This window comes from Roseomonas sp. USHLN139 (assembly GCF_037145735.1).
Classification (GTDB): domain Bacteria; phylum Pseudomonadota; class Alphaproteobacteria; order Acetobacterales; family Acetobacteraceae; genus Pseudoroseomonas.
In genome coordinates, this window is the sequence record NZ_JBBCWY010000002.1 from 437,703 (window position 1) to 463,264 (window position 25,562).

Below are 25,562 nucleotides of genomic sequence, written 5' to 3' on the forward strand. Positions count from 1 at the left end.
TAAAGAATTTTAAAAACAACTTCTTATGCGGTGATGGTGAAGCTGTCCGGCTGCTCCCGGCGAAATCAGGGCCGGGGCTTCCAGCCCAGCAGTCTCAAGGCGTTCAGCGTCACCAGCACGGTGGCGCCGGTGTCGGCCAGGATCGCCAGCCAGAGCCCCGTCGTGCCGGTCAGCGTCGTGACGACGAAGAGCAGCTTCAGCCCCACGGCGACCGCCACATTCTGCTTCACATTGGTCAGGGTCGCACGCGACAGGGCGACCAGCTCGGCCACCCCGGTCACCCGCTGCTGCAGCAGCGCGGCATCGGCGGCCTCCAGCGCCACATCGGTGCCGCCGCCCATGGCGACGCCGACGCTGGCGGCGGCTAGGGCCGGGGCGTCATTGATGCCGTCGCCCACCATCACCACCGGGCCGCGCGCCTTCAGCGCCTCGATCTCGCGCAGCTTGTCGGCCGGCAGCAGCCCGGCCCGGGCCTCCAGCCCGAGGCCCGCGGCGATGGCGCCGGCGGTGCGCGGATTGTCGCCGGTCAGCATCACCGCGCCGATTCCCTGCCGGACCAGCGCCGCGATCCCCGCCGCGGCATCGGCGCGCGGCTCGTCGCGGATCGCCAGGATGCCCAGGGCAGCGCGGTCGGCGGTCAGCACCACCACCGTCTTGCCCGCCGCCTCCAGCGCCTCGACCTCGGCGGCCAGGGCGGGCGGCAGGCCAGCGCCGCTCTCGGCGGCCCAGGCGGGGCTGCCGAGCCCGAGGCGGCGGCCCTCGACATTGGCGGCCACCGCCTTGCCGGGGATGGCGGCGCCGGCGCGGGCGGCGGGCACCACCAGGCCGCGCGCCGCGGCCTCGGCCAGCACGGCGCGGGCCAGCGGATGGCTCGACCCCGCCTCGACGCCGGCCGCCAGGCGCAGCACCTCCGCCTCCGTCCCGCCCTCGACGGCGCGGACATCGGTCACCCGCGGCTGGCCGGCGGTCAGCGTGCCGGTCTTGTCGAAGGCGATGGTCTTCGCCGCGCCCAGCGCCTCCAGCGCCGCGCCGCCCTTGACCAGCAGCCCGCGCCGGGCGCCGGCCGAGAGCCCCGAGGCCATCGCCGCCGGCACCGAGATCACCAGCGCGCAGGGACAGGCCACCAGCAGCAGCGCCAGGCCGCGATACAGCCAGGTGCCCCAGTCGCCGCCCGCCAGCAGCGGCGGCACCAGGATGACCAGGGCCGCCGCGCCCATGGCGGCTGGCGTCCAGATCTCCGAGAAGCGCTCGATGAAGCGCTGCGAGCGGCCGCGCGAGGCGGTGGCCTCGGCCACCAGCCGGGCGATGCGCGCCAGCGTGCTGTCCTCGCCGGCCCGGGTGACGGCGACCGTCAGCACCGCCTCGGCATTGATGCTGCCGGCCACCACCGGCGCGCCGGGGCCGCGCGGCACCGGCATGGACTCGCCGGTCACCGGGCTTTCGTCGAGCGCGGAATGGCCCTCGAGGATCTCGCCGTCGCAGGGCACGCGCTCGCCCGGGCGGACCAGCACGCGATCGCCGACCCGCAGCGCCTCGGCCGGCACGGTCTCGGCGAGGCCCGCCGCGCCGAGCCGCTGCGCGGTGCGCGGCATCAGCGCCACCAGGGAGCGGATGCCCGCCCGCGCCCGCCCGGCCGCGACACCTTCCAGCAGCTCGCCCAGGGCAAAGAGGAAGACCACCAGCGCCGCCTCCTGGGCCGCGCCGATCACCGCCGCGCCGAGGGCGGCCACCACCATCAGCGTCTCGATGCTGAAGGGGCTGCCGGCGCGGGCGAGCGCCAGGGCACGTCGGCCGAAGGGCAGCAGCGCCACCAGCGTCGCCGCGAGGTAGAGCGCATGGCCGGCCGAGGGCCAGAGCTGCGCCGCCGTCCAGGCCAGCGCCACCAGCGCGCCGAGCAGGAAGACCAGCCGGGCGCGGGCCGTCGCATACCAGGACCGGTCCGCATCGGCCGGCGCGCCATGGTCATGCGCATGGCCATGCCCTTCGCCGGCAGGGGCCGCCGCCCCCTGCACGTCCCGGCCATGCCCGCCGCCGCCGGCCGCATGGTCATGGTCGTGGTCTTGGCCATGATGATGATGGGCGTGGCCGCCGCAGGCCGCGTGATCGTGGTCGTGGCCGTGATCCGGGGCGGGCCGTGGCGCCGGCGGCGCGCCGCCCTCGAGCGGGGTCACGCCATAGCCCAGCGCCGCCACCTGGCGCTGCACCGCCCCGGCGGCGGCGGGCTCGGCGAGGCGGGCGGTCAGCCGCTCGGCCATCAGGTTGACCTCGACCTCGGAAACGCCGGGGAGGCGTTCCACCGCGCGCGTCACCTTGGCCACGCAGGCGGCGCAATCCATCCCCGCCACCCGCCAGGCCGTCCTGCCCTCGCTCGCCATCCTGCCGCTCCACCTGCTGTGCGGTGGGGCATATGCATCCTCTAGCGACTAGAGGTTCAAGGGCGGAAATGCGCCAGGGCGGAAAATCGGCCGCGGCCGCAACTGTTGCTCCGCCGTCAGGTTTGCTTCCCAGTACCCGTTTGCATCGGAGGAAAATCCTTCATGCCTGCCGTCGCCGAGGACCGCATCGCCCGTGATGCCCTGGCCGCCCTGATCCAGGCCATCGACGACCTGGTCGCGCGGGGCGACATGGCCGCGCCGCTGGCCCCTGGCCTGCTGCGCCGGACCATTGCCCACCTGCCGCCCAGCCCGCGCCGCCGCCTGGTCCGCGCGGCACGCCAGATGCCGTGGCTGCGCGCGGCGCGGCGCGGCGCCCCGGCCGGCCCCCCGATTGCGCCCTGACCGCGCCTCTGCTTCTGTCGCCGCCGCTCCAGGAAAGGAACAGAGCATGCGCGCCTATCGCTATGACCATCTGCATCTGCGCAGCCCCGACCCCGAGAAGGCGGCCGCCTTCTACACCGGCCTGCTGGGCGCGACCGAGAAGACGCGGCTCGACAACAATGGCGCGCTGCGCATCGTGCTCGACCTCGGCGGCGTCACCGTCTTCGTCGAGCAGGTGCCGGCCGCGACGCCGGTGCCGCCGCCGGCGCCCTTTGTCGGCATCGAGCATATCGGCCTGGTGGTCGACGACATTGCCGCCGCGATCGAGGAGCTGCGCGGCCAGGGCGTCGCCATCCTGGCCGAGCCGAAGCAGATCAAGCCGGGGCTGAGCATCGCCTTCATCGGCGGCCCGGACGGCGTGCGCATCGAGTTGCTCGAGCGCAAGTAGGCGGCGCGCGGGGCCTTGTCCGGGGCGCTGCCCTGGACCTGGCCCCGCCCCCCGCTCAGCGCAGCAGCGGGCCGTCGAAGGCGGGCAGCGAGCGCTCCCAGGCCCGGGCGGCGCGCAGCAGCGTGCGCTCGTCGAACATCCGCCCGACCAGCTGCAGCGACATCGGCAGGCCGCTGGCCGAGAGGCCGGACATCATCGCCAGGGCCGGGTGGCCGGTGACGTTGAAGGGTGCGCGCGCATGCAGCGGATAGGTGCGCGCCACCTCCGCCGCATCCTCGATCCGCGCCGGCAGGGTCAGCGAGCTGGCGCAGAGCAGCAGGTCGAAGCGCGACAGCGCGGCCTCGACCGCCGCCATCATCTGCCGCCGCAGCCGCATCGCCTGCAGCAGGTCGGCGGCGGTGATGAAGCCGCCGACCAGCAGGGCGCTGCGCGTCAGCCCGGCATAGTCGCCCGGCCGCTCGGCCAGCCAGCCCTGGTGGATGGCGAAGGCCTCGGCGGTCAGGATGGTGCGGTTCACCGCGGCGAAATCGGCCAGCGAGGGCAGCGCCACGTCGCGCACCACCGCGCCCATGGCGGAGAAGCCGGCCGCCGCCGCCTCCAGCGCCGCCGCCACCTCGGGATCGGTGCCGGCCATGTCGCGCTCGTGGAAATGCCGGACATAGCCGATGCGCAGGCCGCTGACGCCGCCCTCCAGCCCGGCCACCGGATCGGCCCAGGCCGCCGGCCGCGCGCTGCCGGGATCCTCGCCATCATGGCCGGCCAGCGCCGCGGTCAGCGCCGCGACATCGGCCACCGTCCGCGCCATCGGCCCGACATGGTCCAGCGTCCAGGACAGCGGGAAGACGCCGGTGCGCGGCAGCAGCCCGTAGCTCGGCTTCAGCCCGACCACGCCGCAGGCGCTGGCCGGGTTGCGCGTCGAGCCGCCGGTGTCGCTGCCCAGCGCCAGCGGGAAGAAGCCGGCCGCCAGCCCGGCGCCGGAGCCGGAGGAGGAGCCGCCCGGGTGGTGGTCGGGATTCCAGGGATTGCGCGCCGGCGGGAAGGGCAGGTCGAAGCACGGGCCGCCGAGGGCGAATTCATGCGTCGCCACCTTCCCCATCAGGATCGCCCCGGCCCCGCGCAGCCGCGCCACCACCGTCGCGTCACGCTGGGCGCGATGGTCGAGGCGGAGCCGCGAATGACAGGTGGTGGGCTGGCCGGCGACGTCGATGATGTCCTTCAGCCCGACCGGCACGCCATGCAGCGGGCCGCGCAGCCCACCGGCGGCGATCTCCCGCGCCGCCAGCCCGGCCGCGGCGCGGGCACCGGCGGCGTCCAGCCGGATGAAGGCATGCAGCTTCGGGTCCAGCGCGGCGATCCGCCCCAGCAGCGCCTCCACCACCTCGACCGGGGTGAAGCGGCCATGCGCATAGCCGGACTGCAGCTGCTGGGCCGAGAGCCGGTACAGGCCGCTCACCGCGGGCCTCGCGACGGCTCCGGCTCGAGCGCCGGCGGCAGCGGGCGGGCCAGGCTGGCGCGCAGCTCGGCCGCCTTGCGCGCCGCCTGGCGCAGCAGCTCGGGCTGCTCCTCCCACAGCCGGGCCAGGCCTGCCGCCTCCGCCATGGCCCTGACGCCGGACTCGTCGCTCATCGGATCACCCTCCTGCTCCGCCGCCATCATGCGGCAAGCTGGCTGGCTGTCATCAGCCGATCGCGCCGACGGAAATCTGTTTCAGCGGAGGGAATGCCATGGCGCGAGGCCTGGCCGGCCTTAGGGCAAAATTGTGACCGGTTCATTCGCAATATCGTTTGTCATTCTGTATTCTGAATCTCTAGGCTCGGCCCATAAAAATCCAGGGAGGGTTCAATGAACCAGGGCAACGGGCTTGGGCGCCGGCGGCTTCTCGCGGCCGGGGCGGGTCTTTCCGCCGGCGCGGTCTTCGCGCGGCATGGTCAGGCGCAGGGCGCGCCGGCCATCCGCATCGGCGTGCTGACCGACATGTCGGGCGCCTATCGCGACACCGGCGGTCCGACCTCGCTGGCCTGCGCGCAGCAGGCGCTGGAGGATTTCCGGCCCGCCGAGCGGGGCCTCAATGTCGAGATCGTCGCCGCCGACCACCAGCAGAAGGCCGATGTGGGCGCGGCCATCGCGCGCCGCTGGTTCGACCTGGACCAGGTGGACGTCATCGTCGAGGTGAACAACAGCGCCGTGGCGCTCGCCGTCGCCAGCGTGGCGCAGGAGAAGAACCGCATTCATCTGAACACCGGCGCGGTCTCCTCCGACCTGACCGGGCGGGGCTGCAATCCGAACCTGCTGCACTGGACCAGCGACAGCTGGATGTGCGCCAATGCGGTGGCGCCGCATGTGGTCAAGACCGGTGGCAAGGACTGGTACTTCATCGCCCCCGACTATGCCTTCGGCCATTCGCTTCAGCGCGACACGGCGAAGATGGTCGAGCAGGCCGGCGGCCAGGTGCTGGGGCGGACCTTCTACCCCTTCCCCTCCACCACCGATTTCTCCTCCTACCTGCTGCAGGCGGTGCGCAGCGGCGCCAAGGTGGTGGGCTTCGCCAATGGCGCCGGTGACCTGCAGAACTCGCTGAAGCAGGCGCATGAGTTCGGCATCCGCCAACGCGGGCTGCGGCTGACCAGCCTGGTCACCTTCATCACCGACATCCATTCGGTGGGGCTGGAGATCACCCAGGATCTGCTTCTCACCGAGAGCTTCTACTGGGATCTGAACGACCGCACCCGCGCCTTCACCAAGCGCCTGCTGCCGAAGACGCCGCGCAACTACCCGAACCAGGAACATGCCGCGACCTATTCCGGCGTGCTGCACTATCTGAAGGCGGTGGCGGAGATCGGCGCGCCGGCGGCCAAGGCCTCGGGGCGGGACACCATCGCGGCGATGCGGCGGCTGCCGACCGATGACGACTGCTTCGGGTCCGGGCTGCTGCGCGAGGACGGGCGGAAGATCCATCCGACGCATCTGTTCACGGTGAAGAAGCCGGGCGAGAGCAAGGGGGCCTGGGACTACTACACCCCGGTCGGCAGCATCGCCGCCGAACAGGCGTTCCGGCCGATCAGCGAGGGCGGCTGCCCGCTGATGGCGCGTTAGTTAAGGAGGGGGCATTCAGTCCCACATTCTCCAAGTAAGTCGCTGATTTCGCTGTCGTAATCGTGATATTTCGCATATAAATCATGGCGTTGACGGCTGCGAGGGGCGCGTTTCATGGATCACCTGGAGGGTGCGGGCTTGGCGCGGGGAGATCGGGTTGATTTCGACCGCCGTGTGCGTCTGGAGTTCCGTGGTGCGCAGATCAGTTCAGACGGTGGCCTGCTGGTGATGCGCGAGCTTGATGACGTGCTCGGCCTGTCCAATCTGGCGTCGGAGGCGCTGCGAGACAGCCGCACCGGGAAGAACACGCTCCATCGGCTTGACGGATTGTTCCGGCAATCGGTGTTCGGACGACTGGCCGGATACGAGGATGTGAACGATGCCGACCGCTTGGCCCTCGATCCCGTGATGCGTCAGGTCGTTGGCGGCAGGGCCGTCGAGGCGCAAGCTGCTTCGGCATCGCAGATGGGACGGTTCGAGACCGAGACGCTGGCTCTGGCCGCGAACCGGGCGGCGCTGGCCGATCTGAACGGCCAATGGATCGACCGGTTTCATGACCGCAACGGGTTGAAATACATCGTGCTGGACATGGACAGCTCGGTCAGCCCCACCCACGGCGATCAGGAAGGTACTGCCTGGAACGGGCATTTCGACTGCACCTGCTATCACCCCATCTTCTTGTTCAACCAGTTTGGCATGCTGGAGCGCTGCGCCCTGCGTAACGGCAATGTCCACAGCGCCGATGGCTGGCGGGATGTCCTTGATCCCGTCATTGCCCGATATGCTGGCCGCGACCTTGGTGGACGCTTCTTCCGGGCCGACGCTGCCTACGCGATCCCCGCGATCTATATGCGGCTGGAAGAAGCCAGGTTCTTCTACGCCATCCGTCTGCCCGCCAACGCCGTCTTGCGCGAGAAGATCGCGCATCGGCTGACACGGCCCGTGGGACGGCCTTCGCTGACCAAGGTCAAACGGTTCTTCGAGGACTTCGAGTATCAGGCGGCGTCCTGGGACAAGCCGCGCCGCGTCATCGCCAAGATCGAATGGCATCCGGGCGAGCTGTTCCCCAAAGTCGGCTTCATCGTCACCAACCTGCCGATGGAGCCAGACTGGGTGGTGAGGTTCTACAACCAGCGCGGCACCGCAGAGCAGCACATCAAGGAAGGCAAATATGCCTTTCGCTGGACGCGGCTGTCATGCCGGAAGTTCCGGCACAACGAGGTGCGGCTGCAACTGCACGCGCTGGCCTACAACCTGGCAACCTTCCTGCGCTGCATCGAACTGCCCGAGGCCATGGCGGACTGGTCGTTGACCAGCCTGCAACTCAAGCTGATCAAGATCGGCGCCCGCGTCGTCCGCCACGCCCGCGCCATTACCTTCCAGTTGGCCGAGGTCGCCGTCACCGGCCCGATGGTGCGGGCCGTCCTTGCCGCCATCCGCCGTCTTCGAACGCCTCCGTCATGCGCATGACCACGATCCATGCCCAAGCTGAACGAAAGCGGCAGGACAGGTCCGTCTGCCGCGCGGAAAAGCGGCTCTGCCGGGCCAGAATGCTGCGGGTTCGAGGCTTGATCCACCCGACTTCGGCCGTTTGCGCGACGACAGACACCGCTCGGGGCGAAAAACGCTTGCCCAGCGAGCAAAATCAGGCGATCTTGAAGTCAAGCGGCGGGCCACTTGGGGAATGTCGGGTGATTAGCAAGATCGGGACCGCCATGGCGTCGACCTATGCCTTCAGCGCCGGAGCGCACGGAGACTGGCGTATCTCCTCGATCGCGGCCTATCGCGGCGCCGGCCTCGCACCGGCCGAGGCCCTGACCATCCACCCCTGGGAGCCCGGCCCGATCGATGACCCTACAAGTTGGCGCCTGCTCGGCACGGTCAGCAACCTCCGCTATGCGACGCGAGACGAGGTGGCCGGCCTGAGGGCGCGCCAGGAGGGCCTCGACCGCCGACAGGCGACCCATGCAGCCCTGATCCCAATCAAAAAGTCGGCGGCCTGGTGGGACCTCGCGCAGGATGACAGACGCGCGATCTTCGAAGAGACCTCGCAGCACACGGCGATCGGCATGGAGTACCTTCCGGCGATCGCGCGCCGGCTGCACCACAGCCGCGACCTCGGCGAGCCGTTCGATTTCCTGACCTGGTTCGAGTTCGCACCGGCCGATGAGCCGGCGTTCGACAGGCTTTTGGCGCGGCTGCGAGCGACGCGGGAATGGGATTTCGTTGAGCGCGAGGTCGATGTCCGGCTTGTCCGGACCGAGCCTGTCTAAGCGAAGCCTCAGACCCGCCCCGACACCGGAATGAACGCACCGGTGACGCCGCTGGCATCCTCGGCGAGCAGGAAGGCGATGGCGTCGGCGATCTCACGCGGCCGCACCCAGGCGGTGTGGTCGGCGTCGGGCATGGCCGCCCGGTTCTGCGGGGTGTCGATGATGCTGGGCAGGATCGCGTTGACGCGTATGCGGTCGGCCTTGAGCTCGTCGGCGAAGCTCTCGACAAGCCGATGGACGGCGCTCTTGGCACCGGCATAGGCGCCAAGCCCCGACGGCGCCTTCACGGCCGCACCGGCGCCGATGGCCAGCAGGCTGCCGCGACCGGCTGCGCACATGGGCGGCAGCGCGGCCCGGAAGATGTTGAGCGTGGTCAGGACGTTCAACCGGTACATCTGCTCCCAGAGATCGGGGCCTCCCTCGGCGGCGGCGGCCGAGGCGAAGCCGCCCACGGTATGGGCGATGCCGTTTAACGAAGAAGCGACCAGCCCCGCGAAGGACTGGCCGCCCCATTTCGTGCGCGGCCTATCCGTCCCCGGGGTCCGCGCAAGCATTATAGCAAACCCCCTAAAATAATCATCTATTTTGTGCCCTGTATCCTCGGGGGGTTTGGGGGTCAGTCCCAGTCGTTGACGGCGGCGATGAGGGCAAGGTTGGCGCTGTAGTGTCGGGCGACAAGCTCATGTGGTGTTGCCAACCTTTCCGAGCTCTTGAGGCAGCAGAAATGATGCCTCAAGAGCGTGGCTGCGCTAATGGGATTGGTAGCGAGTTCGAAGGACATGGTGCGGGTGGTGACTGACGAGGTGATAGCCTTGATGTGCCTGTCCTGCAGCCAGCGTTGAAGGCTGTCCGCTCTACAGGCTCTGTCTACGCTCGAACGGCTGGTGCGATCCAATGCTGGGAGCAGCGGCAGAGCTGAAGCAACTGTCGACCGTCCTCAGTCTACTGCATTCGGGCGGCACATCCAGCCAGCGACAGTGCCGCCTTGAGCCCGCTAAGTCGCCGCTAGCCAACTGCTCCTTGGTGAGCTTAAGGTTCGCCCTGCCCGCCACCTGTACGGTGCGGTAGCATAGCGAGGCATGCCTTATCCAAAAGCTGGAAGAGGCACGCCAATTCAGTCCAACCCGATATTTCTATTTAAGAATATTTATGAATACGTTATTACGAAAGAATATTAATAAAATTATTTAAAATCATGATGTTGATCTAATTGTTTCGCGGATCTTGCCGAGTGGACCTCGCAGGGCAGCTTCGAAGCTCACCATCGTTTCAACGAGATATTCAATAGTGCTGGGCCACTGGTCTTGATTGAACACATTGTCATTTCTCTCGACCTTGATCCGACATGCACGTTTTGTGTCGAGGCGCTCCCATACCATAGAATTTCCGAAATCTGCCTCGATGCTATCTCGCTGATCTTGTAACCGCTGGAAGATCAGTTCGTTCTCAGTCTTGTCGCCTCTGTCAATGTAAAGTTCTACGCGAGCATAACTTGCCGTCGCTCCAAAATTGAAGCCCACACCACGGATCCCGGAACCTGCCGACAGCCAGCTTTGCGTCTGTGGGGAGATGCTCCGGAAGAGATCTGACCGTGCGTTCATGCTGGCGAGCAGTTGGTTCCAAAATCTTCGACGATCCGCTTGTCGGGCGCTTTGTACCTCGATGCCAGCGACCTCGTCCTGTGCCTTTGATGCCAAGCTAATCATGAATTCTTCAGCGTCGCGCGTGGGAATAATCTGTTCAATGCTGAGGAATAGATCATCCCCCTGTGCGTATGGTGTGGCGCGGAAGCACTGTAGACGAACCTTAAAATTCATAAGCCACAAGACTGTCGACGTCACTTCCTTACGGAAACGAGCAGCCACCAGGATGATTCGTTGAGTCACACCTTTGTTCAGCGAGAGATCCTGGAAATCTTCAACGCCTAAAAATTCGCAAAGGTTTTCTTCTGCCAGATTGGGTGAACAATCTGGCGCCGAACGAGATAAGAATTGCTGGTAGATACGCCGGATATTCTCACTAGATAAGCTGGCGCAGTAAGAGGCATATTTCAGTGCCTGCCATGTGACATCGCGTCCTGCATCGTCCAGTTTATTCTCGATAATTACAAGAGAGCCCTGCTTATCGATTGCTAGAAGGTCGAGTCGTTCATTGGTATCAGAGAACCCAGAAAATTCCTTCTGAATGATCAGAAGCTCTTCACCAAGTACCTTCGGCTCCTTAGCAATCCATTCCTGCAAATGCGCCCGCTCGCGGAATTCTAATTCGCTAAAGGAGCACGCTTTGAGAGCCGTAATTGAGTTTCCTTGTCGGTTTATCTTATACATCGCTAGATTGCCTTGCCTGCAGCGCGGTAATGTATCTTGGCGCGTGGCGGCGGATGTGCCTAGCTCTAACAGAGCTTCAGTCTTTCAACCATCTTCCAGACATGATGAAGCGCCGGCAGCGTCACATTTTGACGGCGTTGGTCTAGGCGATGGGGAAGATAAAGCTTTAACAGGCACTAATCGAGTCCGTGCGGCGCCGCGGCGTGGCTGTGGTCCAGGCAATGGCCGTGGTCGAAATCGGCCAGGGTCTCCAGGATGCGGCAGTCGCGGGCGGTGCCGCCCTGGCAGGTCTCGGCCATTTCGGTCAACTCGGCGCGCAGCGCGGTCAGGCGGCGCAGGCGTGAATCGACCTCGGCGATCTGGGCGGTGGCGATGGCGTGGGCGGTGGCGCAGTCATCGGCCGGGTGCTCGACCAGGCCGAGCAGCGCGCGGATCGCCGGCATGGCGAAGCCGAGCTCGCGCGCGTGGCGGATGAAGCCCAGGCGGCGCAGGTGGTCCTGGGCATAGACCCGGTGGCCGCCTTCCGTGCGCAGCGGCGCGGGCAGCAGCTTTTCCTGTTCGTACCAGCGGATGGTGGTGGGTTTGACGCCCGTCCGCCGGGCCAGTTCGCCGATGCTGAGCTGCATGGGTGGTCATATGGCGGTCGGGCATCGTTCTTGCCAGCTTGCTTTCTGACAAAATAGAAGGGGGTACGGGGGGATACTTCCCCCCGTGCTTATTCTTTAATTTCAATATCCAGGATGCCGTCGTTCCGCATCGTCGCGGTGTCCCCTTCGAGCAGCAGGACGGTCGTCGTGTCGCTTTCGACGATAGCCGGCCCCTGGATGACCTGCCCCGCCGGGAGCGTGGCGAAGTCGTGCAGCGGCACGCTTCGCGTCGCGCCGTCCAGGATGATGCTGCGCGTGGTACCGGGTTCGGGGGAGCCCGCTTCCCGACGGCTGCCGGAAGAAAGCTCCGGCAGGCGGCCGATGGCGGCGAGGCGGGCATTGACCAGCACCGCCTCCTCCCCCGGCAGGTCGTAGGTGAAGAGGGCGCGGTGGCGGGCCTCGAAGGCCTCGGTGACACGGGTGGCCAGGCCGGGCTGGTCCCAGCCGACCTCGTCCAGCGGCACGTCGATCTCGAAGACCTGCTCGCCATAGCGCATGTCGGCGCGGCGCTGGATGACGACCTCGCCCTCCCACCAATGGGCCATGCGGGCGCGGGCGGCGGCTTCCAGCGCGTCGAAGGGGGCGCGCAGCGCCGCCTCCGTCTTCATGGCGCCGGCGTCGAGGACGGAGCGGCTGACCTCGTAGCGCAGGTCGGTGTGCAGCATGCCCCAGGCGGAGAGGCCGGCGGCGAAGAAGGGTACCAGCACGCGGCTGATGCCGATCTCGCGCGCCACGCCGGTGGCGTGCAGCCCGGCGGCGCCGCCGAAGGAGAGCAGCGCGAAGCCGCGCGGGTCGACGCCGCGGCGGACGGTGGCGACGCGGATGCCATCGGCCATGCGGGCATTGGCGATGCGCAGCATGCCGGCGGCGGTGGCCTCCGGCGTCAGGCCCAGCTTGTTGCCCAGTCCGGCCAGCGCCGTGTGGGCGGCGCCGAGGTCCAGGCTCCGGCGGCCGCCGAGGAAGCGGGCCGGATCGAGATAGCCCAGCGCCAGGTTGGCGTCGGTCACCGTGGGCTCGGTACCACCGGTGCCATAGGCGGCAGGGCCGGGCACGGCGCCGGCGCTGCGCGGGCCGACCTGCAGGGTGCCGCTGGCGCCGAGATGGCCGATCGAGCCGCCGCCAGCGCCGAGCGTGACGATGTCGAGGCTTTCGAGGGCGATGCGCTCGCCGCCGACGCTGCGGCCGCGGCCCAGCGCCGCGGCGCCGCCCTCGACCAGCGCGATGTCGGTGGAGGTGCCGCCCATGTCGAAGGTGACCAGGTCCTGCGCCACGCCGGCCCGCGCCAGGGCCACCGCCGCCGCGACGCCGCCGGCCGGGCCGGAGAGCGCGGTGCCGACCGCCAGGCGCGAGGCTTCCTCCACCGGCGCCACGCCGCCATGGCTGAGGATGACGAAGAGCGGCCCGGTGAAGCCGGCCTCGGCCAGGCGGCCGCCGAGCCTGCCGAGATAGCGGCTGACCAGCGGGCCAACATAGGCGTTCACCGCGGTGGTGCTGAAGCGCTCGAATTCCTTGATCTGCGGCAGCACCTCGGCGGAGGTGGTGACGAAGATGCCGGCGATGGCCTGGCGCACGGCTTCCGCGGCGGCGTCCTCATGCGCCGGGTCGCGCCAGGCGTGCAGGAAGCAGATGGCAACGGCCTCGGCGCCGGCCGCCTTGGCGGCCTCGACGGCGGCGGCGAGCGAGGCTGGGTCGAGCGCGGTCTGCACCCGGCCGTCGTCGCGCAGGCGCTCGCGCACGGGCAGGCGACGCTCGCGCGGGATCAGCGGCTCGGGTGGCGGCATGCGCAGGTTGTAGCGCTCGGGCTTCAGCCCCTCGCGCATTTCCAGCACGTCGCGATGGCCCTCGGTCGTCAGCATGGCGACGCGCGCGCCCTTCTTCTCCAGCAGCGCGTTGGTGGCCACCGTGGTGCCGTGGACGATGCGGTCGGTCTGGCGCAGCAGGTCGGCGGTGGCGAGGCCCAGCGTCTCCGCCAGACAGGAGATGCCGGCAAGGACGCCCTCGCTCTGGTCGCCGGGCGTGCTGGCAGCCTTGGCCAGGGTGGTCGCCCCGCCAGGAGCGATGCCGACAACGTCCGTGAAAGTGCCGCCGACATCGACGCCGATCACATAGCCGCTCATGCCACCACTCCCGCGCGGCGGTCGCGCGCTGTCGCCTCGGGGTCGCGTTGCTCGGGCGGGCCCCAGCCGCCGCCGCCGCCGGACTTCACCTCCAGCACTTCGCCCGGGCCGATGACGATGCCGGTCTCCTTGGTCAGCAGCACCCGCTCGCTGCCATCGGCGCGCCGCAGCACATAGTGGTGCGGCAGGCCGTCGGCGCCGCCGGCCAGGCCGGTGGCGCCGTAGCGCGCGCCTTCGCCGGCGGTGTTGCCGCGGGTCGGCGTGGTGGTCTCGACATGCAGGCGCAGCTCGCCGCCATCGCCGCCGCGGTACCGGCCGGCGCCGCCGGAGCCCGGGCGGATCTCATGCTTCTCGAAGAAGAGCGGAAAGCGCGCTTCGGCCATCTCGACGCTGCCGAACTTGATGCCGCCGGCGGCCTGCCATTCGCCGGCGCAGGCCCAGCCATCGCCGGCCGGCGAGGCGCCGCCGCCAGGCCGGGCATGGAACAGATGCCAGACGAAGGGGCGGTCGCGGCGCGGGTCGCGGCCGGTGATGGCGATGCGGAAGCGCTTGCCCCAGGCGGCCATGGCGCGGTCTGGGCAGCTCTGCCCCAGGGCGCGCACCACGGCCTCCAGGATTTCCTGGGCGCAGTGGTTGGTCGACAGCGTCACCGGCGCGCCCTCGGCGGCCCAGACGATGGTGCCTTCCTTGGCGATCACCTCCAGCAGGCGGAAGACGCCGTCATTCTTCGGCGTGTCGGGATCGAGCAGATAGGCGAAGCCGATGGCCACCGCCGAGCGCATGTTAGCATAGGAGGAATTGACGAAGCTGGCGACCTGCGGGTCACTCTTCGTCAGGTCCACCGTGATCGCCGAGCCCCGCTTGGTCACGGTCGCGCGGATGGCGATGTCCTGGTTGCCGCGGCCGTCATCGTCGAGCAGAACTTCCGACGACCAAGTCCCGTCCGCCCAGCTCTCGACGATGCGGCGCGCCTCGGCCTCGGCGAGGTCGAGGATGGCGGTGGCGGCTTCCGAGACCTCGGCCGCGCCATGCCGGGCGAAGGCTTCGAGCAGCCGCTTCTCGCCCAGGCGGGCGGCGCCGACGGAGGCCAGCATGTCGCCGCGGAAGTCGCGCGGCAGGCGGGTATTGGCCGCCAGCATGGTCAGCAGGTCGGGCCGCACCACGCCGCCCTGGCCCAGGCGGATCGGCGGGATGCGGATGCCCTCCTGCCAGATCTCGGTGGCCGAGGGGTTGTAGGCGCCATGCGTCGCGCCGCCGATGTCGCTCTGATGCGCCCGCACCACGCTCCAGAAGCGGAGCGTCCCGCCCTCGTCGAAGACCGGCATGATGATGGTCAGGTCGGGCAGGTGGCTGCCGCCATGCTGCGGGTCGTTGACCAGGAAGATGTCGCCGGGATGCGCGTCGCCGGCGAAGGCCTCGGCCACCGCCTTCACGGCATAGGGCATGGCGCCGACATGCACCGGCAGGTGGTCGGCCTGGGCGACCAGCCGCGCCTCGGCATCGCAGAGGGCGATGGAGAAATCGCGCGAGGCATTGAGGATCTGCGAATAGGCGGTGCGCAGCAGCGCCTCGCCCATTTCCTCGACGATCGCCGTGAAGCGCGCCTGCAGGACGGCCAGGGTTACCGGATCGGGCATCGCGGGCGGGAGCTCCTCCTTGGGAAATCCCATCAGGAGCCCTTACGTTTTTTTAAGCAAGACGGCCGAGGGCATTTTCAGCCGCCGGGACCGAACGATCCCGGCGGCGCGGTCCCGTGGTCGCGGCTCAGTCGATCCGGATCCCCGCCTTCTGCACCAGCGCGGCGTAGCGTTCCGCGTCGCGCCGGACCAGATTGGCCGCATCCTCGGCCGAGCCGCCGCCGGGGATGAAGCCCGCCTCCTCCAGCCGAGTGCGGATCATCGGATCGCTGACCGCCTTGTTGCCGGCGCGGACGCAGCGCTCGACCACCGGCGCCGGCAGCCCGGCCGGCCCCAGCATCATGTACCAGACATTGATCTCGAAGCCCGGATAGCCGAGCTCGGCGATGGTCGGCACCTCGGGCAGGCTGGCGACGCGGGCCGGCATGGTCACCGCCAGCGCCTTGGTGGTGCCGGCGCGCAGATGCGGCAGGTGGGTCGGCAGCGTGTCGATCGCCAAATCCAGCGTGCCGGCCATCAGGTCGTTCAGCACCGGGCCGGTGCCGCGATAGGGCACATGGGTCATCTGGATGCCGGCCGCCTGGCACAGCATCTCGGCCGCCAGGTGCTGCTGCGTCGCGATGCCCGAGGAGGCGTAGTTCAGCTTGCCCGGATTGGCCTTGGCGAAGGCGATCAGCCCGGCCAGGTCGTTGTAGGGCGCCTTGGCGGGGACCACCGCCACCAGCGGCACGGTGCCGGCCAGCATCAGCGGCGTGAAGTCGCGCGCCTGGTCATAGGGCGGGTTCTTCATCAGCGGCCCGACCACCGACTGGGTGGAGACGGTGCCCATCACCAGCGTGTAGCCATCCGGCTTCGCCCGCGCCGCGGCGGCCGAGGCCACGGTGCCGCTGGCACCGGCGCGATTCTCGACCGCGACCGGCTGGCCGAGCTCGGCCTGCAGCGTGGGCGCCAGCAGCCGGGCGATGATGTCGGTGCCGCCGCCGGGGGCGAAGCCCACCAGCATGGTGACGCTGCGGTTCGGATAGTCGGCCTGGGCCGAGGCACGGCGTGGGGCGAGAAGCGGCGCGGCAGCCAGGGCTGCGCCGGTGCCGAGCAGACGGCGGCGGTCGATCATGCGATTCGTTCTCCTGCGGCCCGGGCTTGTGCCGCCGGTGCCGCCCTTCCTGGACAGCCGCAACATGACGACGCCGCAACCGGATTGAAAAGCCCGAAAGCGCAGGCTTGCGGCGCGAAGATCGGCAGCGCGATAGTTCCGGGACCGATCACGCGGCCGGCCAGAGAAGCCGCGGTCGAACACCAGGGAAGGTCCTGCCATGCGTCCTGCCGTCACCCTGCGCCGCCTGGCGGCCGGCCTCCTGCTGGGCCTCGCCACGCTGGGCGCCGCCCGGGCCGCCGACTACCCGGCGCCGCAGCGGGGCGCCTACACCGCCCGCGACTTCCGCTTCCATGACGGGCAGACGCTGCCGGCGCTGCAGCTCTCCTACCTGACCGTGGGCGCGCCCGGCGGCGAGCCGGTGCTGCTGCTGCATGGCACCGCCGGCTCGGCGCAGTCGATGCTGACCCCGGCCTTTGCCGGCGCGCTGTTCGGCCCCGGCCAGCCGCTGGATGCGCAGAAGTATTTCATCATCATCCCCGACGCGCTGGGCGCCGGGCAATCGGCCAAGCCGTCCGACGGGATGCGCGCCGGCTTCCCCGCCTACAATTACGACGACATGGTGCGGGCGCAGCACCGGCTGGTGACGGAGGGGCTGGGCCTGCGCCACCTGCGGCTGGTGATCGGCAATTCGATGGGCGGGATGCATGCCTGGCTCTGGGGCATCGCCTGGCCGGAGATGATGGACGGGCTGGTGCCGATGGCCTCGCAGCCGATCCCGATGTCCGGCCGCAACTGGATGATGCGGCGCATGGTGATCGATGCGGTGCGCAACGACCCGGCCTGGCAGGGCGGCAACTACACCACCCAGCCGCCGGGGCTGCGCATCGCCAATGCCTTCTTCGGCATCGCCACCAGCGGCGGCAGCATCGCCTATCAGAGCCTGGCGCCCGACCGCGCGGCGGCGGACCGCCTGCTGGAGGCGCGGCTGGCGCAGCCTTTCAACCAGGACGCCAACGACTTCCTCTACCAGTGGGACGCCTCGCGCGACTTCGACCCGACCGCCGGCCTGCCGCGGATCAGCGCGCCGGTGCTGGCGATCAATGCCGCCGATGACGAGCGCAACCCGCCGGAGACCGGGCTGATGGAGCAGGCGCTGGCCCGCATCCCGCAGGCGCGGCTCTACATGATCCCCGCCAGCGCCAAGACGCGCGGCCATGGCACCACCGGCATCGCCCGCTTCTGGGCGGCGCCGCTCGCCGACTTCCTCGCCGGCCTGCCGAAGCGGCAACCCTGACTGGACGGCGCGGCGCTTTGCCGGCAGGCTCGCGATTCTGGGAGCAACAGCCAGGCACGCCGCGCCGCGGAGGAAGCCTGACATGCATCATCTGATCACCGGCGGCCGTGCAGGGAGCCCGGCGCGGGTCGCCGCGCGCCGCATCGCTCCCGTCCCGCCGGCCAACCCGCCCGGGCGGCCGGCGGCGGTTCGCGCCCTCGCCCGCCGCCCTGCCCTTCCCATCCGCCGCGCGGCTGCGCCCTTCGCGACCGTCGCGCCCGGCGTCTGCGCGCCCGCGATGCGGTGCCGCGCCGACGGCCGCCGCGGTTGAACTGCCCTCTTCTCCCTTCCGTCAAGGACATGGACGATGCAGCGACGTAACCTGATTCGCGCCAGCCTCGCGCTCGGCGCCACCTCTGCCCTGCCGCTCGCGGCGCCGGCCATCGCGCAGGCGCCCAAGGTGATCAAGTTCGTGCCCCAGTCGGATCTGACGGTGATCGATCCGGTGGTCACCACCGCCTATGTCACGCGCCACCACGCGCTGATGATCTTCGACCAGCTCTATGGCATCGACAAGGACTTCCGGCCGCAGCCGCAGATGGCCGAGGGACACGAGGTCGCCAGCGACGGGCTGTCGGTGCGCATCCGCCTGCGCGAGGGGCTGAAATTCCATGACGGCGCGCCGGTGCTGGCGCGCGACGCCGTCGCCTCGATCCGTCGCTGGGCGGTGCGCGACGCCATGGGCCAGGCGATGATGGCGGCCACCGACGAGCTCTCGGCGCCCGACGACCGCACCATCCAGTTCCGCCTGAAGAAGCCCTTCCCCCTGCTGATCGACGCGCTGGCCAAGCCCGGCACGCCGATCCTGGTCGTCATGCCCGAGCGCCTCGCCAAGGGCGACGCTGCCGTGCCGATCACCGAGTTCATGGGCTCCGGCCCGTTCCGCTTCGTGGCCGGCGAGCGGGTGCCCGGCTCCCGCCTGGTCTACGAGCGCAACCGCGACTACGTCCCGCGCGCCGACGGGCCGGTCGCCTGGACCAGCGGGCCGAAGAAGGTCAATTTCGACCGCGTGGAATGGCATGTGCTGCCCGACCAGGCGACGGCGGCGGCGGCGCTGCAGAATGGCGAGGTCGACTGGCTGGAGCAGCCGATCGCCGATATCGCCACCCAGCTCAAGCGCAACCGCAACATCCAGGTCGAGGTCTCCGACCCGACCGGCTTCATGTCGCTGGCGCGCTTCAACCACCTGCACCCGCCCTTCGACAATCCGGCGATCCGCCGTGCCCTGCTCGGCGCGCTGGCGCAGGAGGATTTCATGACGGCGGTGATCGGCGCCGACCGCAGCCAGTGGCGCGACGGCATCGGCTTCTTCCCCGCCGGCACGCCGATGGCCAGCAGCGCCGGCATGACCGCCATCACCGGGCCGCGCGATCTCGCCAAGGTCAAGCGCGACCTGGCCGCCGCCGGCTACAAGGGCGAGAAGGTGACGCTGCTGGGCTCGACCGACCAGCCGGCGCTGTTCCAGCTGGCCCAGGTCGCCGCCGACTACCTGACCAAGGCGGGGATGAACATCGAGTTCATCACCACCGACTGGGGCGTGGTGGTGCAGCGCCGCGCCAGCCGCGAGGTCCCCGAGAAGGGCGGCTGGAACATGTTCTTCACCAACTTCACCGGGCTCGACTTCTTCAACCCCGGCACCCATGTCGCGCTGCGCGGCAATGGCGCCAATGCCTGGTTCGGCTGGCCGACCATGCCGCAGGTCGAGGCGCTGCGGAACCAGTGGTTCGACGCGCCTGACCTGGCGACCCAGCAGAAGCTGGCGGCGCAGATCCAGGAGCAGGCGCTGCAGGACGTCCCCTACCTGCCGCTCGGCCAGTATTTCCAGAACTGGGCCTACCGGAAGTCGCTGACCGGGGTGATCCAGGGCATGCCGATGTTCTGGAACGTCAACCGGGTCTAATCACGCGGTCGGTGCCCGGCGGGAAACCCGCCGGGCACCGGCTTCGTCACTCGACGGGACGGATCAGCACCAGCTGGAAGCTGGCCGTCTCGCCGCCGAGCTGCTTGACGCGCAGATAGGCCGGGCGCGGCTGCGGCTCGATCACCAGGCGCGAGGCCAGGCCGCCATCGGCATCGTCGTTCTCGGCGATGACCTGGCCCTCGGCGTCGAGCATCTCCAGCACCGTGTCGGCGCCCTCCGACAGCGAGAAGGTCAGCGCCATGGCCAGCCGCCCGTCATGCGGCAGGGCGAAGACGGCGTTCTGGTCGCCCTCCAGCCGCACCGAGACGGCCTCACCGACCTGCAGCGTCGGGCGGCGCGCCGCCTCCTCGATGCTGCCGGGGGCGTTGCCCGAGGCCGCGCCGCCATCGCCCGAGGCGCGGCTGCCGGTGACCCGGCTGCCCGAGGCGCGCAGCACCAGGTCGAAGCGCCCGCCCTGGCCGTTCAGCGTGCCGGCGCGGACGAAGGCCGGGCGGCGGCCTGCGCGGCTGGTGCTGATGCGCGAGGCCAGCCCGTTGCCGCCATCATCATCCTCGGCCAGCACGGTGCCGTCCTCGTCGAGCAGGTAGAGCACGGTATCCGCATCGTTGCGCAGGTTGCGGGTCTCCAGCACGAAGCTGCCCTCGGCCGGCAGGGCGAAGACGGCGCTCTGCCGCCGGCCGAGATCGAGCGACATCGTCCCCGGCGCGATCGGCCCGCGGTCGCGCGCGGCCTGCAGCGTGGTCGGGAAATCGGGTGGCGGCTGCGGCGCCTCGCGCACCAGCACCAGGTCGAACTCGCCGGCCATGCGCTCGAGCGTGCCGACGCGCAGCGTCACCGCGCCTTCCGGCGGGTCGTTCAGCGCCAGCTCCGAGGCGAAGCCGCCGCCGCCATCATCATCCTCGAGCAGCACGCGGCCCTCGGCATCGAGCAGGGCCAGCACGGTGTCGGTGCTGCCGCGCAGGTTGCGGGTGACGGCGACCAGCCCGGTGCGGTCGGCGGGCAGCGCGAAATAGGCCGTCTGGTTGCGGCGCAGCCGCAGATGCCGGGTGTTGCCGGGCTCGAGCGGCGGGGCGCTGGCCGCCATCTCCTGGCTGGTCGGGAAGTCGGGCGGCGTCTGCGGTGCGTTGCGGGTCAGGGTGATGTCGAAGGTGCCGGGCTGGTTGTCCAGCGTGCCGGCGCGGATCACCGCGACCCGGCTGTCGGCGCTGACCTCCAGGCTGGAGGAGAGATCGTCGCCGCCGCCATCATCATCCTCGATCAGCTTGCGGCCGCGCGCGTCGAGGCCGGCGAGCACGGTGTCGGTGCTGCGGCCGAGCCGGCTGGTGGTGACGGTGTAGTCGCGCCCGGCCTCGGGGGCGACGCGGAAATAGGCCGCCTGGCCGCGCGACAGCCGGATGCAGAGCCGCTGGTCGGGCGCCAGCGGCTGCACGCGCGCCGCCGCCTCCGGGCTGGTGGCGATTTCCGCCGCCTGGCCGCCGGGGCAGGCGGCATTGCCGGGCCGGGCGACACCGCCGCCGCCGCTTTTCGGCGGGCCGCTTTCGGTCGCGGCCGGCGGCGCGGGCGGCGTCGGGCGGGGCTGCGCGCCCGCGGGCCCCGCCTGCAGCAACCCGGCCAGCAGCGCCGCCGCCGGCAGCGCCTGCCATGCCTTCAACCCGCCGATCCGTGCCATGCCGTCCGCCCTCCGCAGCTTTCTCGCAACCAGCTAGACCAGGGCCTGGGGGGCGGCAATCGGCGGCGGGATCACGTTCCTGATGGCCGGAATGACGTCGGTGTCACGAAGATTCCCCACGCAGCGCGTCGCGCAGCAGAAGCAGCGCCGCATCGGCGAAGCGCTGCATGTTGGCGGCGCGATCCCCCTGCCCGGTCGCCAGCGTCGCCCGCCGCGCCACGGGACCGGCGACCGCCAGGCAGGCATGGCCGGCGGCATCGCCATAGCGGTTGCCGGCCGGCCCGGTCGCGCCGGTTTCCGAAAGTCCCCAGTCGGCGCCGAGGCGGATGCGCACCCGCTCGGCCAGCAGCGCGGTATAGGCTTCCGTCGAGGGGCGCATTCCCGCCATGTCGCCGGCGGTGATGCCGAGCAGGCCTTCGCGCGCCGCGGCGGTGTAGATCACGCTGCCCCCCAGGAAGAAGGCGGAGGCGCCCGGCAGCGCCAGCAGCCGCGCCGCGATCAGCCCGCCGGCCGAGCTCTCGGCCACCGCCAGCTTTTCCCGGCGCGCGGTCAGCAGCGCCGCGATCTCCTGCTCCACCATTCGTCATCCCTCCGCAAAGTTCAACAATGCGTTATATTGTGATGTCGCAAAGAATATCACAAGGGCTTCAGGGATCAGGGAAATAAAATACGGCGCCTGTCCGGCCTCTTCTTGCCGATCTATGCTGCGACAACTGGACGCCCCCGCCTTCCGCGGGCGGTCGCCCGAGAGAAGAGGACCCCCATGTCGCCACGCACCCCCCTGCTTGCCGCTGCGCTGCTCGCCCTCGCCATGCCGGCCTTCGCCCAGGCCCCCGCGCCGCAGGCTCCCGCGGCTCAGGCGCCCGCCGGGCCGACGCCGGAGCAGCTGAAGACCATCTACGAAGCCGCGCGCAACCAGCAGGGCGTCTTCGAATATTGCCAGGCGGCCGGCCATATCGAGGCCAGCACGGTGGCGCTGCAGACCCGCATCATGGCCAATCTGCCGAAGCCGCAGGACACCAGCGGCGGCGAGGCCGCCTATGCCCGCGGCAAGGCCGGCGCCATCGTGGTCGGGCCGCAATCCGTCACGCTGGCCGATGCCGCCAAGGGGCAGAACACCACCGAGGCGGCGCTCTGCCAGCGCATGGGCGATTCCGTGAAGCAGGCCGGCGCTTCGCTGCCGCCGCAGTAACCGGCAGAACGCCGGACAGCAAAAAGGCCGGCGGGGGCGACCCCGCCGGCCTTTCCTGTGTCAGCCCGGACTGCTCAGCCGGGGCCGCCGATCCGCTTCGGCACCGCCTGCTTGTCGCGCAGCGCCGCCAGCCGGTCGGCGACGCTCAGCGCCGGGCCGCCGCCGCCGCTGGCCGCCTGCAGGGCAGCGGCGATGTTCGGGTCGTCCTGCTCGGGCCGCGTCGGCGCCAGCAGCTTCGCCTTGCTGTTGGCCGCCTCGGCCTCTGCCAGGTTGCGCGCCGCCGTGTCCTGCATGGCCTTCAGCGCGACGCTGAGGCCGCTGGTGGCCCCCGTCAGCCCGGCCGCCTGGCGGGCGGCCTCGGCGCGGCGATCGGCCGCCTCGCGCTGCTGCTCGGCCCGCGTCATGTCGCGCTGCGCCCGCGTCAGCTCGGCGCGCGCCGTCTTCAGCTTGGCGCCGGCCTGGTTGTAGGTCTCGGTCAGGGTGGCGAGGAACTCCTCGGCCTCGACGGCGTCGCGCTTCTCGCGCTCCAGCTCCGGCGCCATCTCCTCCAGCATGCCGACCAGCGTGCCGAGCGAGCGCTCGAGCTCCGCCTTCCGCGCCGGATCGGCCTCGGCGGCGGCGCGGTTCTGCAGCTGCTCGGCAGCGGCCAGGCGCTGCTGCGACAGCTTCTCGATGGCTTCCGCCTCGCGGCGTTCCTTGTCGAAGATCTGCCGCGCCTCGGCGACCTGCAGGCCGAGCTGGTCGAGATGCTGCTCCATGGTGCGCAGCTCGGCCTCGGTCGCCGATTTCGGGTCCCAGCGGACGATGGCCTCGACGGCGGAGTTGACGGCCTGGTCGGTCTTCACGCCCACCAGGTTGCGGATGAAGGCCAGCATGGCGTTGTTCCTTCTTCGACGAAATCAGCCGGCCATCGCGCCGGCGTTCAGCAGGGCGACGGCCAGTTGCAGCCCGGCCAACAGCCAGGCGGCGGCCAGGTTGCCATCCTCGATCATCTGCCGCAGGCCGCGGATCAGGAGGGAGGCGGCCAGGAAGACCAGCAGCTGCAGCACCAGCGCCACCAGCCCCCAGACGATGATGTCGAGGGTGACGCGGCTGGTCGCCAGCGTCGCCGCCAGCGGGACGGCCAGTGCCACCAGGCTGGCGCCCAGCACCACGCCGGCCGCTGCATTGCCCTGGCGGATCAGCCGCATCTCATGGAAGGGCGTGATCGCCATGTAGAGCGCGACGCCCAGCGCCAGCAGCGCCAGCGTCACCGCGAATTGCAGCACCAGCACGGGCAGTCCGGCCCGCAGGGTCTCGAAGATGACGTCCATGGCGCGTTGCGTCCTTCAGGCCAGCGACAGCGAGGCGGGGTTGAGGTCGAGGCCGGCGCGGATCTCCACCCAGGCGTCCCGGCCGTCCTCGATGGCCGAGACCAGGATGTACTCGGTGGCCGGCGCCGGCGCCGGGCTGCCGGTCGGGCGGCTGTAGAGCATGCTCTGGTTACGGATCGTGCGGCGGCCGTCAGTGGTCTCCACCTCCTCCGGCATGTCGCGCGGCGCCACCTTGGCCGCGCCCGGCGCCCAGGCGCGCTGATAGACCTGGCCATCCTTGGTCTGGAATTCCGGCCAGCCGATCATGCCCTCGCGCGGGTCGAGCCAGGCCTCCCACTCGGCCTCATCGGCCGGGGTCACCTCGTCGATCAGCGCGAAGAAGCGGCATTCGTCGGGCGCATTGCCGGCGCCGAGATGCAGCTGGATCATGCCCTGCTCCTCCGGCAGATAGAGCCGCACCAGGGACCCCGGGCCGGTCCCGCCGATCCGGCCGATCGCCTCGACGCTGAGCGCCCCGGCGCCCGAGGGCGGCGGCGCCAGATGGGTGGCGCCGGCGGCCAGGATGAAGGGGGTGGGATCGATGCTGATCGGCATGCCGAGGCGGAACTGCGACGGCGCATAGCCCTCGCCCGACATCTTGTGGCGCAGGATATTGGCGGCGCTCTGCAGCGGGCTGGCGCTGCCCGAGGGGCCAGAGGACATGGTCGGCGGCTCCGGACGGCGGCGGCGCCAGGCCAGCAGGGCGAGCACCGCGCCGCCGGCCAGCAGCACCAGGATGACGGTGACGGCGCCGATGCCGCCCTCCTCCTCGCCGGCCTCGGCGGTGGAGGGGGTGCGGGCATCCGGCGCCTCCTGCCCGGTGGCGACCGCGAGCGGCACCTCGGGCGGCAGGAAATCGGCGTTGCGCGGCTGGTCGCGGCGGCTGTCCAGCGCGGCGTCGAGCTCATTCAGGCGGGCGCGGATATCGGGGTCGCTGGCCGCCTGCTGCTCGGCGGTCTGGCGGAACTGCTGGTAGCCGGGATCGGCCTGGTGGTGGTGGAAGAAGTCGGCATGGCCCGGGCTGGACAGCGTGCTGAACAGGAACCACAGGAAGGCGGCGTCCCAGATGCCGAAGCGGCGCGGCCCGCGCAGCATGCCGGCCGGCGGCGTCCAGCCGCGGTCGCGATACCAGCCGCCATAGCCGCCGCCGGAATAGCCGCCCCCCGAATAACCGCCACGGGCGCCGCCCCCACTGGAATACCCCCCGCCCGAATAGCCGGAGCCGCGCGAGGAGCCCCACCAGCCGCCGCCGCTGCCAGCAGTGCTGCCGGCGGTGCTGCCGCCGGGGGTCGTGGCGGGGGTGTCGCGGCGGCGCTGCTCGGCGGCGTCGCGCTCGCGCAGCCGGCGCAGCGCGTCGCCCGACTGGCTGCGGTTGTAGCTGCGGTCGCCGGTGGACAGGTCGCGGTAGCTCGGGCTGGTACTGGGGGTTCGGCTATAACCGGAAGAGGGCCGTGAATAGCCGCCCGAGGACCGGCTGCTGCCGCTGCTGTAGCTGCGCGAGGTGCTGGGCGAGCGCGAATAGCCACCGGAGGAGCGCGGCCGCGCCTCGGCCTCCGCCACGATCTGCTGCGGGGCGACCGGAAGCCCTGCCTGGCCGGCGATCGCCAGCGCGGCAATGATCAGAGGCACGGCAAGGCGCTTGCGCATGGGGCTCCCGGCGACTGGGCTGGTCCAGCAGCAGTTCACGTCTCAGGCGGCGAG

The 25,562-nt window shown here is 70.2% G+C and carries 22 protein-coding genes; 8 read left to right on the plus strand and 14 right to left on the minus strand.

The features are described from left to right. Positions 1 to 65: 65 nt before the first annotated feature. On the minus strand, positions 66 to 2,375 hold the full coding sequence (locus tag WFI16_RS09280) for a heavy metal translocating P-type ATPase (RefSeq protein ID WP_419897542.1): 2,310 nt from the start codon (positions 2,373 to 2,375) through the stop codon (positions 66 to 68). A gap of 162 nt (positions 2,376 to 2,537) precedes the next feature. Here WFI16_RS09280 and WFI16_RS09285 point away from each other — a divergent pair, with 162 nt between their 5' ends. Both WFI16_RS09285 and WFI16_RS09290 read left to right on the plus strand, forming a co-directional pair. Next, entirely contained in the window at positions 2,538 to 2,777 is a 240-nt protein-coding gene (locus WFI16_RS09285) for a hypothetical protein (protein ID WP_419897543.1), read from the plus strand. A gap of 46 nt (positions 2,778 to 2,823) precedes the next feature. Further along, positions 2,824 to 3,204 (plus strand): VOC family protein, encoded by a 381-nt coding sequence (locus WFI16_RS09290; RefSeq protein WP_419897544.1) that lies wholly within the window; start codon positions 2,824 to 2,826, stop codon positions 3,202 to 3,204. A 55-nt stretch (positions 3,205 to 3,259) separates the two neighbouring features. Here the strand turns inward: WFI16_RS09290 and WFI16_RS09295 are convergent, their stop codons facing one another. Both WFI16_RS09295 and WFI16_RS09300 read right to left on the minus strand, forming a co-directional pair. After that, the gene (locus WFI16_RS09295) at positions 3,260 to 4,657 is read right to left on the minus strand and encodes an amidase (protein ID WP_419897545.1); all 1,398 of its coding nucleotides are present in this window, start codon (positions 4,655 to 4,657) and stop codon (positions 3,260 to 3,262) included. Beyond that, positions 4,654 to 4,830 (minus strand): hypothetical protein, encoded by a 177-nt coding sequence (locus tag WFI16_RS09300; protein ID WP_419897546.1) that lies wholly within the window; start codon positions 4,828 to 4,830, stop codon positions 4,654 to 4,656. Before WFI16_RS09300 ends, WFI16_RS09295 begins: the two co-directional genes overlap by 4 nt. Before the next feature lie 216 nt (positions 4,831 to 5,046). On the opposite strand from WFI16_RS09300, the gene WFI16_RS09305 reads away from it, so the two are divergent. From WFI16_RS09305 to WFI16_RS09315, 3 genes are all read left to right on the plus strand, one after another. Then, on the plus strand, positions 5,047 to 6,297 hold the full coding sequence (locus WFI16_RS09305; protein ID WP_419897547.1) for an ABC transporter substrate-binding protein: 1,251 nt from the start codon (positions 5,047 to 5,049) through the stop codon (positions 6,295 to 6,297). A gap of 114 nt (positions 6,298 to 6,411) precedes the next feature. After that, positions 6,412 to 7,767: an IS1380-like element ISPme1 family transposase gene (locus tag WFI16_RS09310; RefSeq protein ID WP_011997539.1), complete on the plus strand. Its 1,356-nt coding sequence runs from the start codon at positions 6,412 to 6,414 to the stop codon at positions 7,765 to 7,767. A gap of 245 nt (positions 7,768 to 8,012) precedes the next feature. Further along, a complete protein-coding gene (locus WFI16_RS09315) occupies positions 8,013 to 8,570 on the plus strand; it encodes a chlorite dismutase family protein (RefSeq protein WP_199259175.1) in 558 nt (185 codons plus the stop codon). 8 nt (positions 8,571 to 8,578) lie between these two features. Here the strand turns inward: WFI16_RS09315 and WFI16_RS09320 are convergent, their stop codons facing one another. The 6 genes from WFI16_RS09320 to WFI16_RS09345 all read right to left on the minus strand — a co-directional run bounded on the left by WFI16_RS09320 (position 8,579) and on the right by WFI16_RS09345 (position 16,412). Beyond that, a complete protein-coding gene (locus tag WFI16_RS09320) occupies positions 8,579 to 9,124 on the minus strand; it encodes an SDR family oxidoreductase (protein WP_419897548.1) in 546 nt (181 codons plus the stop codon). A 639-nt stretch (positions 9,125 to 9,763) separates the two neighbouring features. After that, complete coding sequence (locus WFI16_RS09325; protein WP_419897549.1) at positions 9,764 to 10,897, minus strand: DUF4268 domain-containing protein; 1,134 nt, start codon at positions 10,895 to 10,897, stop codon at positions 9,764 to 9,766. Positions 10,898 to 11,073: 176 nt separating this feature from the next. After that, complete coding sequence (locus tag WFI16_RS09330; protein ID WP_419897550.1) at positions 11,074 to 11,523, minus strand: MerR family transcriptional regulator; 450 nt, start codon at positions 11,521 to 11,523, stop codon at positions 11,074 to 11,076. A gap of 89 nt (positions 11,524 to 11,612) precedes the next feature. Further along, entirely contained in the window at positions 11,613 to 13,661 is a 2,049-nt protein-coding gene (locus WFI16_RS09335) for a hydantoinase/oxoprolinase family protein (RefSeq protein ID WP_419897551.1), read from the minus strand. Then, complete coding sequence (locus WFI16_RS09340) at positions 13,658 to 15,298, minus strand: hydantoinase B/oxoprolinase family protein (protein ID WP_419897552.1); 1,641 nt, start codon at positions 15,296 to 15,298, stop codon at positions 13,658 to 13,660. Before WFI16_RS09340 ends, WFI16_RS09335 begins: the two co-directional genes overlap by 4 nt. Positions 15,299 to 15,425: 127 nt before the next feature. Further along, positions 15,426 to 16,412 (minus strand): Bug family tripartite tricarboxylate transporter substrate binding protein, encoded by a 987-nt coding sequence (locus WFI16_RS09345; protein WP_419897553.1) that lies wholly within the window; start codon positions 16,410 to 16,412, stop codon positions 15,426 to 15,428. A gap of 199 nt (positions 16,413 to 16,611) precedes the next feature. Between WFI16_RS09345 and WFI16_RS09350 the strand changes: the two genes are divergently transcribed. Both WFI16_RS09350 and WFI16_RS09355 read left to right on the plus strand, forming a co-directional pair. Next, positions 16,612 to 17,688 (plus strand): alpha/beta fold hydrolase, encoded by a 1,077-nt coding sequence (locus WFI16_RS09350; protein ID WP_419897554.1) that lies wholly within the window; start codon positions 16,612 to 16,614, stop codon positions 17,686 to 17,688. 346 nt (positions 17,689 to 18,034) lie between these two features. Beyond that, a complete protein-coding gene (locus WFI16_RS09355; protein WP_419897555.1) occupies positions 18,035 to 19,627 on the plus strand; it encodes an ABC transporter substrate-binding protein in 1,593 nt (530 codons plus the stop codon). Between the two features lie 46 nt (positions 19,628 to 19,673). On the opposite strand, the gene WFI16_RS09360 is transcribed toward WFI16_RS09355, so the two are convergent. Beyond that, on the minus strand, positions 19,674 to 21,317 hold the full coding sequence (locus WFI16_RS09360) for a PPC domain-containing protein (protein WP_419897556.1): 1,644 nt from the start codon (positions 21,315 to 21,317) through the stop codon (positions 19,674 to 19,676). Between the two features lie 103 nt (positions 21,318 to 21,420). Further along, entirely contained in the window at positions 21,421 to 21,897 is a 477-nt protein-coding gene (locus WFI16_RS09365; RefSeq protein WP_419897557.1) for a CinA family protein, read from the minus strand. A gap of 183 nt (positions 21,898 to 22,080) precedes the next feature. Between WFI16_RS09365 and WFI16_RS09370 the strand changes: the two genes are divergently transcribed. After that, on the plus strand, positions 22,081 to 22,509 hold the full coding sequence (locus WFI16_RS09370) for a pore-forming ESAT-6 family protein (RefSeq protein ID WP_419897558.1): 429 nt from the start codon (positions 22,081 to 22,083) through the stop codon (positions 22,507 to 22,509). 74 nt (positions 22,510 to 22,583) lie between these two features. Here the strand turns inward: WFI16_RS09370 and WFI16_RS09375 are convergent, their stop codons facing one another. From WFI16_RS09375 to WFI16_RS09385, 3 genes are read right to left on the minus strand one after another with little or no spacing between them, the layout of a single operon-like run. Then, a complete protein-coding gene (locus WFI16_RS09375) occupies positions 22,584 to 23,384 on the minus strand; it encodes a hypothetical protein (protein WP_419897559.1) in 801 nt (266 codons plus the stop codon). A 24-nt stretch (positions 23,385 to 23,408) separates the two neighbouring features. Further along, entirely contained in the window at positions 23,409 to 23,822 is a 414-nt protein-coding gene (locus WFI16_RS09380; RefSeq protein ID WP_419897560.1) for a DUF350 domain-containing protein, read from the minus strand. A 15-nt stretch (positions 23,823 to 23,837) separates the two neighbouring features. Next, positions 23,838 to 25,508: a DUF2491 family protein gene (locus tag WFI16_RS09385; protein WP_419897561.1), complete on the minus strand. Its 1,671-nt coding sequence runs from the start codon at positions 25,506 to 25,508 to the stop codon at positions 23,838 to 23,840. Positions 25,509 to 25,562 lie beyond the last annotated feature (54 nt).

What these genes read in the sequence shown, in the direction of transcription:
- WFI16_RS09280 (WP_419897542.1), bottom strand. Translation starts at nt 2,375, where the DNA reads ATGGCGAGCGAGGGCAGGACGGCCTGGCGGGTGGCGGGGATGGATTGC.
- WFI16_RS09285 (WP_419897543.1), top strand. Translation starts at nt 2,538, where the DNA reads ATGCCTGCCGTCGCCGAGGACCGCATCGCCCGTGATGCCCTGGCCGCC.
- WFI16_RS09290 (WP_419897544.1), top strand. Translation starts at nt 2,824, where the DNA reads ATGCGCGCCTATCGCTATGACCATCTGCATCTGCGCAGCCCCGACCCC.
- WFI16_RS09300 (WP_419897546.1), bottom strand. Translation starts at nt 4,830, where the DNA reads ATGAGCGACGAGTCCGGCGTCAGGGCCATGGCGGAGGCGGCAGGCCTG.
- WFI16_RS09305 (WP_419897547.1), top strand. Translation starts at nt 5,047, where the DNA reads ATGAACCAGGGCAACGGGCTTGGGCGCCGGCGGCTTCTCGCGGCCGGG.
- WFI16_RS09310 (WP_011997539.1), top strand. Translation starts at nt 6,412, where the DNA reads ATGGATCACCTGGAGGGTGCGGGCTTGGCGCGGGGAGATCGGGTTGAT.
- WFI16_RS09315 (WP_199259175.1), top strand. Translation starts at nt 8,013, where the DNA reads ATGGCGTCGACCTATGCCTTCAGCGCCGGAGCGCACGGAGACTGGCGT.
- WFI16_RS09320 (WP_419897548.1), bottom strand. Translation starts at nt 9,124, where the DNA reads ATGCTTGCGCGGACCCCGGGGACGGATAGGCCGCGCACGAAATGGGGC.
- WFI16_RS09325 (WP_419897549.1), bottom strand. Translation starts at nt 10,897, where the DNA reads ATGTATAAGATAAACCGACAAGGAAACTCAATTACGGCTCTCAAAGCG.
- WFI16_RS09330 (WP_419897550.1), bottom strand. Translation starts at nt 11,523, where the DNA reads ATGCAGCTCAGCATCGGCGAACTGGCCCGGCGGACGGGCGTCAAACCC.
- WFI16_RS09335 (WP_419897551.1), bottom strand. Translation starts at nt 13,661, where the DNA reads ATGAGCGGCTATGTGATCGGCGTCGATGTCGGCGGCACTTTCACGGAC.
- WFI16_RS09340 (WP_419897552.1), bottom strand. Translation starts at nt 15,298, where the DNA reads ATGCCCGATCCGGTAACCCTGGCCGTCCTGCAGGCGCGCTTCACGGCG.
- WFI16_RS09345 (WP_419897553.1), bottom strand. Translation starts at nt 16,412, where the DNA reads ATGATCGACCGCCGCCGTCTGCTCGGCACCGGCGCAGCCCTGGCTGCC.
- WFI16_RS09350 (WP_419897554.1), top strand. Translation starts at nt 16,612, where the DNA reads ATGCGTCCTGCCGTCACCCTGCGCCGCCTGGCGGCCGGCCTCCTGCTG.
- WFI16_RS09355 (WP_419897555.1), top strand. Translation starts at nt 18,035, where the DNA reads ATGCAGCGACGTAACCTGATTCGCGCCAGCCTCGCGCTCGGCGCCACC.
- WFI16_RS09360 (WP_419897556.1), bottom strand. Translation starts at nt 21,317, where the DNA reads ATGGCACGGATCGGCGGGTTGAAGGCATGGCAGGCGCTGCCGGCGGCG.
- WFI16_RS09365 (WP_419897557.1), bottom strand. Translation starts at nt 21,897, where the DNA reads ATGGTGGAGCAGGAGATCGCGGCGCTGCTGACCGCGCGCCGGGAAAAG.
- WFI16_RS09370 (WP_419897558.1), top strand. Translation starts at nt 22,081, where the DNA reads ATGTCGCCACGCACCCCCCTGCTTGCCGCTGCGCTGCTCGCCCTCGCC.
- WFI16_RS09375 (WP_419897559.1), bottom strand. Translation starts at nt 23,384, where the DNA reads ATGCTGGCCTTCATCCGCAACCTGGTGGGCGTGAAGACCGACCAGGCC.
- WFI16_RS09380 (WP_419897560.1), bottom strand. Translation starts at nt 23,822, where the DNA reads ATGGACGTCATCTTCGAGACCCTGCGGGCCGGACTGCCCGTGCTGGTG.
- WFI16_RS09385 (WP_419897561.1), bottom strand. Translation starts at nt 25,508, where the DNA reads ATGCGCAAGCGCCTTGCCGTGCCTCTGATCATTGCCGCGCTGGCGATC.